Origin of the sequence: Bradyrhizobium sp. Mp27 (assembly GCF_029953005.1) — a bacterium.
GTDB lineage: Bacteria > Pseudomonadota > Alphaproteobacteria > Rhizobiales > Xanthobacteraceae > Bradyrhizobium > Bradyrhizobium barranii.
In genome coordinates this window covers 1-11,817 of the sequence record NZ_JASAUS010000187.1, presented here as the reverse complement: position 1 = coordinate 11,817, position 11,817 = coordinate 1, and the positions used below count along the sequence as shown (strand labels likewise).

Annotated in this window: 6 protein-coding genes and 2 pseudogenes; 5 read left to right on the top strand and 3 right to left on the bottom strand. The window is 58.2% G+C overall.

The annotated features are described in order from the left end of the window. Positions 1-1,483: 1,483 nt before the first annotated feature. Positions 1,484-2,350 carry a transglutaminase family protein gene (locus tag QJT78_RS44020; protein WP_028153114.1) on the bottom strand — a complete coding sequence of 289 codons (867 nt, stop codon included), beginning with the start codon at positions 2,348-2,350 and terminating at the stop codon, positions 1,484-1,486. A gap of 184 nt (positions 2,351-2,534) precedes the next feature. Between QJT78_RS44020 and QJT78_RS44015 the strand changes: the two genes are divergently transcribed. The 4 genes and pseudogenes from QJT78_RS44015 to QJT78_RS44000 all read left to right on the top strand — a co-directional run bounded on the left by QJT78_RS44015 (position 2,535) and on the right by QJT78_RS44000 (position 7,087). After that, complete coding sequence (locus QJT78_RS44015) at positions 2,535-3,431, top strand: transglutaminase family protein (protein WP_038945685.1); 897 nt, start codon at positions 2,535-2,537, stop codon at positions 3,429-3,431. Positions 3,432-3,913: 482 nt separating this feature from the next. After that, a complete protein-coding gene (locus QJT78_RS44010) occupies positions 3,914-4,198 on the top strand; it encodes a hypothetical protein (protein ID WP_028153112.1) in 285 nt (94 codons plus the stop codon). A gap of 18 nt (positions 4,199-4,216) precedes the next feature. Beyond that, positions 4,217-6,453 (top strand): annotated as a pseudogene (gene glgX / locus QJT78_RS44005) (glycogen debranching protein GlgX). 295 nt (positions 6,454-6,748) lie between these two features. Continuing rightward, positions 6,749-7,087: a response regulator gene (locus QJT78_RS44000; RefSeq protein WP_309248385.1), complete on the top strand. Its 339-nt coding sequence runs from the start codon at positions 6,749-6,751 to the stop codon at positions 7,085-7,087. A gap of 102 nt (positions 7,088-7,189) precedes the next feature. On the opposite strand, the gene QJT78_RS43995 is transcribed toward QJT78_RS44000, so the two are convergent. Together QJT78_RS43995 and QJT78_RS43990 are read right to left on the bottom strand one after the other, a co-directional pair. Further along, positions 7,190-8,371, bottom strand: a complete 1,182-nt coding sequence (locus QJT78_RS43995; RefSeq protein WP_028153111.1) for a PHB depolymerase family esterase — start codon at positions 8,369-8,371, stop codon at positions 7,190-7,192. 4 nt (positions 8,372-8,375) lie between these two features. After that, positions 8,376-8,795, bottom strand: coding sequence for a CopG family transcriptional regulator (locus tag QJT78_RS43990; RefSeq protein WP_281460625.1), 420 nt, complete (start codon positions 8,793-8,795; stop codon positions 8,376-8,378). Between the two features lie 341 nt (positions 8,796-9,136). Here QJT78_RS43990 and QJT78_RS43985 point away from each other — a divergent pair. Further along, a pseudogene (locus QJT78_RS43985) lies at positions 9,137-11,258 on the top strand (catalase). The last annotated feature ends 559 nt before the right edge of the window (positions 11,259-11,817 follow it).

The window sequence follows — 11,817 nt, the reverse complement described above, 5'->3', positions numbered from 1 at the left end:
TCAACGCATACAACGACAGAGCCGAGCCCTTCGTCTGGACCAAGAAAAAGGTCCGTCAACGCCGTTTCAAAGGCCGCCGTATCACTCAGCTCTGATTCCGGGTACTAGATCCTCTATTGATGCGCAACACGGGCGTTAAATCTCCGCTCAACGTTTCAGCGCGTAGAGCCCCGGATAAAGGCCGGGGTTTTTCATTTGCGCAACACCCCTGAAAAATCGGGCGCTATAGCCAACTGGACGCCTAGCGAATGCATCAGTTACGCCCTGAACCGAACTTGAAGTGGCCCTCGCACGATCCCAACCTATGGAGGAAAGCGCGGCAGCGTGACCTGCGTAACACTCCGTTAGGGACAATGAGAGCAACGTAGGAACAGAGCAATTTGCTTCAAATTATCTCGCCGGAGGTGAGAGCATGAGTAACGCCGAACACTTACTGCACCAAGCAATCAAGGCCGAGAGATTAGCCAGGAGCGTAAACGATACGCTGACTATCGAGCGCCTTCAGGCATACGCAGCGGACTGCCGGAAGAAGGCAGCAGCCGGTCAGCCAGAGTTCGCGGCAGCCTAAGCCACCGTGTCTGCGCTTTGAACAAGCTCCCCTTTGCGGCGTTCTCATGGTAGAGGCCGAGCATGCCCTACGCCCTGTTTGACGACGACCAGAAGCTCAGCAAGGAATTTTCCACCGAGGAGGAAGTTTGGACTCACGCCGATGACGCCGGTCGATGGGAAGACAGTCCTGGAAGACGGCTACACCATTCAGCCGTGCAAGCCTGACGATGAGACCGAGATCCCTGTCCCGCCACCGGCGGTGCCCTGAATTGTTGCCCCCCGCCTTCGCGCTAACCCATCGCCACACCATCCAGAACTCTTATAGCTCCGCTAGAGTGAACACTCTGCCCGACAAATCGCTCCTCACAGCTTCAATGGGCCAAGATGGAAGCACCCTAGAAACTTCGCGGCGGCGAGCTTTTTACTTTGCATCCTGCGTTTCGGCCTGCCTTATGCTGGCCTCCCACGGAGCCGGGAGGATGACGCGAACGGGACGGTCTTCGGCTGAACTTCGAATTGCCGATTGAGCTTGATTTTTTGTTGGCTCAGCGAAGGCTGGTCGATATCAAGGCGATCGACACCGCAACCGAAGCTGCAACAAGTCGTACGTCAAGCATCAAGGCGCTCGCTCCACTTATCACGAGGCAACGCAACGCATACCAGAAGGGTTCAGTCGCAACCGGGAATACGTGGCAAGCGGACTATTGCCGAGCAATACCACGCCCAAAAGATTGAGCAGGCTGAGATGTCGGGCAATCAGGCAGCGCAGCAGGCGGCACCGCGCCAGGATACCACCGCCAGCGGTTAGTCTCACACCCAGGGTAAACACCACTCAAGTGGCTTCAGAAAACCTCAAGTGAAGCGGCGGGAAAGATCGGCTTTACCGAGCTTGTCGTTTCCAAACTCAGGAGTGGCCTCGAATTGCTCAAGCACATTACCGTTGGGCAATCTGCTGCGATGCATCGCCATTCAGCCGAAGCGAAACCGCATCGTCGACCAACACTTCTTCAGTCACTACGTTGAAGCGTACCAGCTTCGTCGGGCCAAACGCAGTTGAGATAGCGACGTCAGCAGCATCTCTTCCGCGAGCGATGACGATGCGGCCGATGCGGGGATGGTTATGCCTCGCGTCGAACGTATACCATTTCCCGCCAATGTAAGCTTCAAACCAAGCGCTAAAATCCATCGGCGCCGGATTTCGCGGGACGCCAATATCGCCGAGATAGCCTGCACAATAGCGAGCTGGGATGTTCATGCATCGGCACAGCGCTATGGCGAGGTGTGCGAAGTCACGGCACACGCCAATACGTTCTTCATGCCCTTCGGAGGCCGCCCGATCACTTCGCGCGTATTCGTTGCCGAATTGGATGCGATCGTGGGTATAGTCACAGATCGCCTGAACCCGCTGCCATCCGCCATTAATCGAGCCGAATAGGGACCAAGCGAGATCTGAGAGTTTTTGAGTATCGCAATACCGACTGCCTAGCAAGTATACTAGGGTGTCGTCCGGCAAGTCTGGGACCGGGGCTTGCACAGCATCTACAGCTACGGCATCGGGTAGACCGCTGTCCTTGATAACGAACTCGTTGCTGATCTCGATCAGCCCGGCCGGGGCAACAAGGCGCGTACAAATATTTCCAAACATATCGGTGTAATTTTCGGCTGAGACATTTGGCGAGAAAAGGGCTCGGTGCGTGCCAAGCAGATCCGCTTGGCGAGACGGATGAACACTGAGCATCAACACCATGGGGGCGTCTTGGGAGCACTCAAACGCGATATCATAGCCTGCGCGAATCTTCAAAGCCGTCTCCCTGCCCGTCACCGTTGACCGTGGCAGACAAGCTCGCTCGGTAGGTGTTTGTTCCTCGAACTCATCGGCCTATCCTGATGAAATGAAAGGCAGTTGCGCGGACTTAACAACCGCATTTTCTTCTTGCGAACTACGGTCAAGACCGCGTCTTATCTTGCGGTATCGAGTGGAAGCGATGACCGTTTATACTGTCCATCACAGCACCGTTTATCGCTACGGAAGGCCCGTAAGGCCCGGTCAGCACCAACTGCTCTTTCGTCCAAGGGACAGTTTTGATCAACGGCTACTCGACTGCAAACTCGCGATAGATCCAGAGCCGGTCGAAATTCGCTGGATACATGACGTCTTCGGCAATTGCATCACGCTGGTCGAATTCAATACTTTCTCAGACGTGCTAGAGTTTCAAACGACGATCCGCCTCGACCATACTCCAGAGAATGCCCCAGACTTTCGGATCGAGGAATACGCTCGGGAGCATCCGTTCGATTATGATGGCAACGAGCTGCCGGATCTGAACCCGTACATCCGCCGCCATTACCCAGGTGATGCAGCTGTTGACCAATGGCTCTTGAAGTTCGTGGCGCCGGGCGTTAACCGCCCTACTGGGCAGTTGCTAATGACGCTCAACGAGGCGATCGCGGAGGGATTTTCCTACCAACGCCGCACAATGCGAGGCACCCAAACACCCGCGGAAACCATAGGTCTTCAACGGGGGACTTGCCGCGACTTCGCGCTGCTGATGATGGAAGCCGCGCGCTCGCTCGGCTTTGCCGCCCGCTTCATCACCGGTTACGTTTATGTGCCCGATCGCGATGGACCGACCCGCTTCGGAGGTGGATCGACGCACGCCTGGTGTTCGATCTACGTCCCAGGCTCCGGTTGGGTCGAATTTGATCCAACCAATGGTATCGTTGGGAATCGGGACCTTATTAGAGTCGGCGTTGCTCGAACCCCGGCTCAGGCTATCCCCCTTTCAGGCAGTTATTGGGGCGATGCCGGGGATGAAGCCAGCATGGAAGTCACGGCGAACGTAAAATCCGTGCCGATCGCCGAAGCCGAAGATCGCATCTGAAGCAGTGCCCATCTCACCGAAGATAATGAGACACGTCCTTCGCGCGCGACGCGAGCTCACCCTCCACTTTGTCGATTTCCGCTTGGTTCCGCTCGATGAAAGCAGCGGGTTCGTCTCGAGACATCTCGGACAGCGCCTTTTGTTGTGACGACGTGTGTCCTTGCGACAGGGGGCAAACCGGAGACGTCTTCTGTCTTGCTCTGGTTCGTCAGCTTTAGGTCACATACGCAACTCACAAAAATACCCGCCGCCAGTGGAGCGAATGGCGAAACTATCTGGCCGCTTATCACCGGCTGCCGGTTCTACGGAAGAGTTCGCGCCTCGAGGTACTCGCTGTCCCCGCAAAGGAAGGCGTGATCCGGATGCCGATACCTACTGTCGGTCTAGAAATCAGGGCAGTCAACGCCGGATGACGCCTTCTGCCGAGCGCGGGAACAGAATGATAGAGCGGCGGTTACGACTATACATAAGGAGTCGTCGCCATGCTCCGCTCGAAGCCTCAGCCGATTCGCAACAAACTCGGGTTGATCGACCGCACGCAGGTATGCCTCGTCGAGAAGCGTCTAGAATTGTCAGATACAGAGCTGACGGCAATCGTCAGCCGGATCGGCAATTCGCTTTCCGCGATCAGCAATGAAGCTGCGATGCAGAAGGCCAATTCTCTGCAACAGCCCTCTGGACTGCCTTCTGCTGCGGTGATCACTTCGGTGACCGGCGGCGAGACGACTGAAGCCGAAGCCGCGGCCGTCGCTCCGATTTCTTGGTAGAATTTTTTGCGGGGCAAAATGCATCGACCAGTACTTTCTGACGACGCCCTTTCGCGGGCGGTCTCAAGCCTGCGCCGCTCCCGGATCACCGAGGGGAAACCGTCCGCTCGGTGCGACTTGGGATGGACTCGGCGTCAACTTTGCACTGTTCTCCGCCCATGCAACCAAGGTAGAGCTTTGCTTATTCGACGAGGCCGGCGAGACCGAGATCGAGCGGATCGAGCTTCCTGAATACACCGACGAAGTCTGGCATGGCTATTTGCCCTCGGCACGTCCTGGCACCGTCTATGGCTATCGCGTCCACGGACTATATGCGCCCGACGCGGGCCATCGATTCAATCCGAACAAGCTCGTGCTCGATCCCTACGCCAAGCAAGTGGTTGGACAACTGCGCTGGGGACCGGAGTTGTTCGGTTACCGGCTCGATCACGCCGACAAGGATCTGTCCTACGATGAGCGTGACAGCGCGCCGTTGATGCAGAAATGCCGCGTCATCGACCCGGCCTTCACGTGGGGCACATCGCGCAAGCCCGAAACGCCATGGGAACGTACGATCTTCTACGAGATGCACGTCAAGGGTTTCACTCAGCTCCATCCGCTAGTGCCGGAGGCAGACCGCGGGACGTTCTCAGGCCTGGCGCATTCGGTGGTCCCCGCTTATTTGCGCTTCGCTCGGCATTACCGCCGCCGAGCTGCTGCCGATCCATGCCTTCGTCGACGACAGCTATCTGATCGAGAAAGGCCTACGCAACTATTGGGGGTACAACTCCATAGCGTTTTTCGCGCCTGAGCCGCGCTACTTGAAGACGCCTTCCGCGAACGAATTCAAGGCCATGGTCAACCAGTTCCATGCCCATGGCATCGAGGTTATTCTTGACGTCGTTTATAATCACACTGCAGAGGGCAATGAGCTTGGCCCGACGCTATCGTTCAAGGGCATCGACAATGCGAGCTACTACCGGCTGCTGCCCGACCAAAAGCGCTATTACATCAACGATACTGGGACCGGAAATACGGTGAACCTCTCGCATCCGCGCGTTCTCCAGCTGGTCGCGGATTCCCTTCGTTACTGGGCGACCGAGATGCGGGTCGACGGCTTCCGTTTCGATCTTGCGACCATTTTGGCCCGCGAACCCTATGGATTCGACGAAGGCGGTGGCTTCCTTGACGCCTGCCGACAGGATCCCCTATTTTCCAGCATCAAGCTGATCGCCGAACCCTGGGACATCGAGCCGGGCGGCTATCAGGTTGGTCAGTTTCCACCCGGTTGGGCCGAGTGGAACGATAAGTTCAGAGATACCGCGCGCGCCTTTTGGAAGGGCGATCCAGGCACCATCGCTGATTTCGCCAAGCGCATTTCCGGATCGGGCGACCTTTTCAACAGGCGCGGCCGCCGGCCTTGGGCCAGCGTCAATTTCATCACCGCCCACGACGGCTTCAATCTCAGCGATCTCGTCTCCTACAACGATAAGCATAACGAGGCCAACGGGGAGGACAATCGCGACGGTCACAGCAACAATCATTCCTGGAACTGCGCGGTCGAGGGACCGACGGACGACCCGGAGATCACGGCGCTGCGCGAGCGGCAAAAGCGGAATCTACTCGCCACGATGTTGTTCTCCCATGGAACGCCGATGCTGCTCGCCGGCGACGAATTCGGACAAACCCAGCACGGCAACAACAATGCCTATGCGCAGGATAACGAGACGGCTTGGCTTGATTGGATGGGCATCTCAGCGAACGGACGCGGCCTCCGCGAATTCGCGCGGAAGCTGATCGCCACACGCAAGGCATTCCCGATTCTCTTCCGCAGTCGCTTCATGGTCGGCTCCTACAACGAAGAGCTCGATGTCAAGGACGTGGCGTGGCTGACGCCGCTAGGCGAGGACATGACCACAGAGCAATGGCATGACGGCAACGCCAAGTGTTTCGGGATGCTTCTCGATGGTCGCGCCCAGGAGACTGGTATCAAGCGTCGCGGTTCGGATGCGACTATGCTTCTGGTCTACAATGCCCATTTTGACGTCGTAAACTTCTCGCTGCCGCCCGTCACTGACGGGAGCAGCTGGTTGGGACTGATAGATACCAATCAGCCGGATGTGCAGATGCCATCATTCGAATTCGGCCACGCTTACGCGGTGACAGGGAGATCCCTCGTGGTGTTCGGTCTGGCGACCGAGAACATTGCAACGCGCCGGCTGCGGCAGGGTCTTGGAGCCCTGCTTGACGTCGCAGAGGCACCTCTGTCCAGTTGAGCGGAAACAGTCCGTCCCGGTACGCCGAAACGATCATGATGTCGAAGCGTAAAAAGCACGCCAATCGGTACCGGGTTACGTCGGCAAGAAAGCAGAGACTGTCGGTCGATCTTTCAGATCCTTCCCGCGGCGCACGCAAAGGTCCTTCTCGAGCGCTAGGAACGGCGGGTCGCGACAGTCGTTTGAGAGGGGACATTGGAGCGCTTACGATTGCAGAGCGATCAGTCAGGAGCATTTTTGGTTCAAAACATTTCAAATGGCGACGTCATCTTAGTCGTAGAGGACGACTTTAATCATGATGGATGCGATCGACATCCTCTATGAGGCTGGCTTCCGAACGCTCGAGGCGACGAGCGCGGCAGAGGCCATCGCGATCCTCAACGGACGCCGCGACGTTGCGGCTGTGTTCGCAGACGTTCAGATCGTTGGCGAGCCCGACGGTCTAAGGCTCGCGCATATGGTGCGCGAGCGCTGGCCACCCGTCGGGTTGGTAGTGACCTCGGGGCGTGTCTTCCCGGCCGAAAACGAGCTCCCGGTCGGCGGAACATTCCTTCCGAAGCCGTACTCGTCCGAGGCTCTCGTTAGCAGGCTTCGTTCAGTGATCATTGAAGCGCCTGCTCAAGTAGCCGAGTAGTCAGAACTCTTGGCCGAGCGGTGGTCATCAGAACGAGGAGCGGGTAAGCGCACGGCCGGCAGCTCGGCGCACTTGGTAGCCGAGCTAGCAAAAGGCTCCGATCTAATTCGAAAGTGGATGCTCGAGAAAGAAGCGCAGCATTTCGCTCGTCGCGTTCGGTCCATTTGGATCGGTATAAGAGCCGGCGGAACTACCTCCCGACCACGAGTGACCGGCGCCGTGAACGTTCCAATGCTCGCCGATGACCAACCCGCGCGCGTTCGTCATGATAGTGCGGGTATAGGCATGCCCTTGCGGCACTTGTCCCTTGATTATTTTCGCTTTCGAACTTGGCTTCTTGCTGCCCTGCTCGAAGATGCGCTCGCCGTTGACTGGATGTACAGTGGCATCGCGATCGCCATGGAAAACGATGGTTGGGACTGACAGCACACCATCCGCGAGCTTTGGTCCACCTCCTTGCCGCATTGCGGCAAGGGCGGAGGGAAGGTCGCGCGCGGCACCGCAGACCAAACCGGAATGGATCCCAGCAGCCGCGTATAGATCAGAGTACGTCGCTGCCATGATGGCAGCGGCCGCCCCACCCGCCGACAGACCCGCGACGTAGACGCGTTTTGGATCGATCGAATAGTCCCGCATGATCTGGCGAGTGATGCCGGCTATCAGCGAAGGCTCACCGCCATCTCGTTTCTGATCGCCGGGGCGAAACCAGTTCCAGCATTTCGACTGGTTGGCCCCGCGTGGCTGCTCCGGATAGACCACCAAGCAATTCCGCTCTTCGGCAAGGAAATTCATCCGGGTGCCGGCCGCGAAATCGTCAGGCGACTGTGTGCAGCCGTGAAGCATGACCACTAGCGGAAGCGGCTCTCCATGAGAACTCGGGACAAATAGCTTGTAAGTCCGGCTTCCTACGTTGCTACGGAAAGTACCGGTTGTGAACTGCGTTCCCTCGGGTACGATATCGGTCGTGGAGAGCGGAGTGCGCGTCACCGAGCCGCGCATGCCGAATCCTGAGAGTGCTCGAATCCCGCCGAGCGATGTGGGACGCTCGCGCTGCTCCACAGATGTGGACCGCGCGGTTTTCCGGCTCTCCGTCTTCTTGGCGACGTTGGGCTTTAAATCGATTGTCGGCGGCTCGAGCCGCGATGGGGCGACTGTGGTCGTCCTGCCGGAAGGCTCGGGGGCACTCTCGCCCCGGAGCATGCGCTGCAGGAGAGCCGTAGCCTCAACCAACCGGCCCGCACGGGTGAGCCGAGTGGCCTCGCGAACTATGTTCTGATTTAGCATCGCATCACCTCGTTCTGTCGGCGAGAGCGGCCTTGACCGCGGGGGGGGCATGGAGCGCCCCGAGCACCGAGACGGAAGCGATTGTGGCGCGGGCCAGATCGGGCGTGACGTCTTGGGCTATGGTCGCGAGACCAAGAAGGTTGATATGCAGCATTTCGCCGGCTCGACGCGCTGCTTCGAGATCTTCACGGCTATAGTTCCGAAGCCCAAGATCCAGGCTCTTTCGGGCTGTCGACTGCTTCACGACCTCCGCGTGCCGTTCGAGCTGGTTGCGGATGGCCGTCCGGATAAAATCAGTGCGGTTGGAATAGAATCCTTCCTGCACCATGAGATCGACCTGCCCAAGGTCGACGTAGCCGAGGTTGACCGTGATCTTCTCGGTGTCGGGGACGCGGGACCTGAATTCTCGTACGTTATCCGGCATTCTTACCATCCTTTGGCCATCCATATGGATGTTCGCTGGATGGCAAGTAGGGGTTTTCTCAAGCGTTGCAAGGGGGATCCGGCCTGGAATGGACGTGATCAAGCACAACGCCTGATTAGTTCCGTAACCAGTTTGACCGAACGATGATCGGTAGCGAACTGAGAGAAGAGGCCTTGCGGGCCAGACGCGAAGAGAAAGGACCGACCACGAGGGCGAGTAGCTAAGCTCGGCGCGCACCGCGGTCGATGTTGGCGGAATTAGTCTCAGCCGAGCCAATACAGGAACGGATGCCACACGGGCGGATTGAGGAGTTCCACTGGTGTCGCCGGGAGATCCTCAAAATGGCCAAGACGACGAAATCGAGCCGCGCATCGGCGGGGACAGCAACCGTACACGATCAAAAGCTCAGCCGGGGTGAAGGCGGCGAACTCCATCAGATCGCGTCGGGTAAGACCGCCGTCTTAACCACGGCTCAAGGCGGACCGGTATCAGACGACCAGAATTCGCTGAAGATCGGTCCTCGTGGACCTACGTTGCTTGAGGACTTCCATTTCCGCGAGAAGATCTTCCACTTCGACCATGAGCGCATTCCCGAGCGGGTCGTGCATGCTCGAGGATATGCGGCGCACGGGTTCTTCGAGACCTACAAGTCACTGGCGAAGTACACGAAGGCCGACCTGTTTCAGCGAGCTGGCGAAAAGACGCCTGCGTTCGTGCGATTTTCCACCGTCGCCGGAAGCAAGGGATCAGTCGATCTCGCCCGGGACGTGAGAGGTTTCGCGGTGAAGCTCTACACGCAGGAAGGCAATTGGGACATGGTCGGCAACAATATCCCGGTTTTCTTATTCAGGACGCCATCAAGTTTCCCGATCTGATCCACGCGGTGAAGGAAGAGCCGGATTGCGCCTTTCCCCAAGCGCAGTCTGCGCACGACAATTTCTGGGACTTCATAAGCCTTACCCCCGAAAGCATGCACATGGTCATGTGGGTCATGTCAGACCGCGCCATCCCGCGTTCGTTTCGCTTCATGGAGGGTTTCGGGGTCCACACGTTCCGTCTCGTCAATGCGAAGCAGGAGTCCACCTTCGTCAAGTTCCACTGGAAGCCGAAACTCGGCTTGCAGTCGGTCGTCTGGAACGAAGCGGTCAAGATCAACGGTGCCGATCCCGACTTCCACCGCCGCGATCTCTGGACAGCCATCAAGACCGGCAACTTCCCGGAATGGGAGCTGCAACTTCAATTATTCGACCAGGATTTCGCGGACGCGTTCGATTTTGACGTGCTCGATCCGACCAAGATCATTCCCGAGGAAATCCTCCCTCCCGTTCCGGTCGGACGGCTGGTGCTAGATCGCATGCCCGACAACTTCTTTGCGGAGACTGAGCAGGTCGCCTTCATGACCCAGAATGTTCCGCCGGGCATCGACTTCTCAAACGATCCGCTCCTTCAGGGGCGCAATTTCTCGTATCTCGACACTCAGCTGAAGCGCTTGGGCAGCCCCAATTTCACTCACATACCCATCAACGCGCCCAAATGCCCGTTCGCGCACTTTCAGCAAGACGGCAATATGGCTTTGCGCAACCCGGTCGGTCGTGCAAATTACCAGCCGAACTCCTTCGGCGAAGGTCCAAGGGAATCGCCGCAGCGCGGCTTCACGCCGTTCGCCGACGACGAGCAAGGTGCCAAGCGCCGTCTCCGCGCAGAAAGTTTTGCGGATCACTATAGCCAAGCTCGCCAGTTCTTCATTAGCCAGACCGCAGGCGAGCAGTCCCACATCGCTACCGCACTGACGTTCGAGCTCAGCAAGGTGAAGATTCCAGCAATCCGGGAGCGTATGGTCGCGCACCTCCTCAATATTGATGAGACACTGGCCAGCAAGGTCGCGGATAAGCTTGGCTTGAAGAAGATGCCGAAAGCCGCGGATGCAGCCGTCGCGACACGTCGGGATCTCGATCCTTCCCCCGCCCTGAGCATCGTCGAAAACGGGCCTGAGCGCTTCGAGGGTCGAAAGCTCGGTATCCTCGTCTCCGATGGTTCGGACGCAGGCATTCTCAAGGCCCTCAAGGCCGCCCTCGGCAAGGCCGGAGCGACCTACGAGATCGTCGCACCGAAGGTGACGGGTGCCGAAGCCAGCGACGGCAGCTGGATCGACGCCGACCAGATGATCGACGGAGGGCCATCCGTTCTGTACGACGCGGTCGCGCTTCTGCCTGGAGCAGATGCGATGGATGACCTGATACTGGAGTCTGCAGCGCGCGATTTCGTCGCCGACGCCTTCGCGCACTGCAAATTCATCGGTTACGCCGACGCGGCAGTGCCGTTATTTGAGAAAGCCGGCATTGCCACCGCAGATTTCGACGAAGGTTGCGTCCTGATCGGAAGCGCGAAGGAGGCCAAGTCATTCGTCGACGGCCTCTCGAAATTGCGCGTCTGGACCGCGAGCCTAACGTCAAGATGCCGTAGGCCTCATTGGACATTGCAATCGGTCACGCGCAAAACCACAAAGAAGCCACGTAGGAACCTTCGTCAACGCTGCCCATTGTTTCGGCACGACGAATATCTTCGTCGCAAAATGAGGCGCACGCATGATCGATACTGTCGTTGTCCAACCAACCACGACCGACGGCGAACCGTCCGTAGCCGGCGTTTCGTGGGCTGCCGTTACAGCGGGAGCAGTCGTTTCTTGCGCGCTCACATTGCTTCTCCTCGCGTTCGGTGTCGGGCTCGGCCTGTCCGTTGTCTCTCCATGGTCTGGCGCCGGGGTTTCAGCAACAACCTTCAAGATCGGAACTGGTCTCTATTTCATCGTTATCGCCATGCTGTCTTCGTCCATCGGCGGGTACATCGCTGGGCGATTGCGATCACGCTGGGTCAGTGTTCACTCCGATGAGGTCTACTTTCGAGACACAGCTGTGTTTCGGCATGGAATAAGGACCCCGTTTTCGGGGTGATCGGCATCCAATCGGGACCCCGGGATAAGGGTCCACAGTGGCTTCCATCGAGTCATGGAAGCCGAGGTTGG

Bases quoted from the DNA above. Each gene is read 5' to 3' on its own strand.
- QJT78_RS44015 (WP_038945685.1), top strand. From the start codon at position 2,535: ATGACCGTTTATACTGTCCATCACAGCACCGTTTATCGCTACGGAAGG.
- QJT78_RS44010 (WP_028153112.1), top strand. From the start codon at position 3,914: ATGCTCCGCTCGAAGCCTCAGCCGATTCGCAACAAACTCGGGTTGATC.
- QJT78_RS44000 (WP_309248385.1), top strand. From the start codon at position 6,749: ATGATGGATGCGATCGACATCCTCTATGAGGCTGGCTTCCGAACGCTC.
- QJT78_RS43995 (WP_028153111.1), bottom strand. From the start codon at position 8,371: ATGCTAAATCAGAACATAGTTCGCGAGGCCACTCGGCTCACCCGTGCG.
- QJT78_RS43990 (WP_281460625.1), bottom strand. From the start codon at position 8,795: ATGCCGGATAACGTACGAGAATTCAGGTCCCGCGTCCCCGACACCGAG.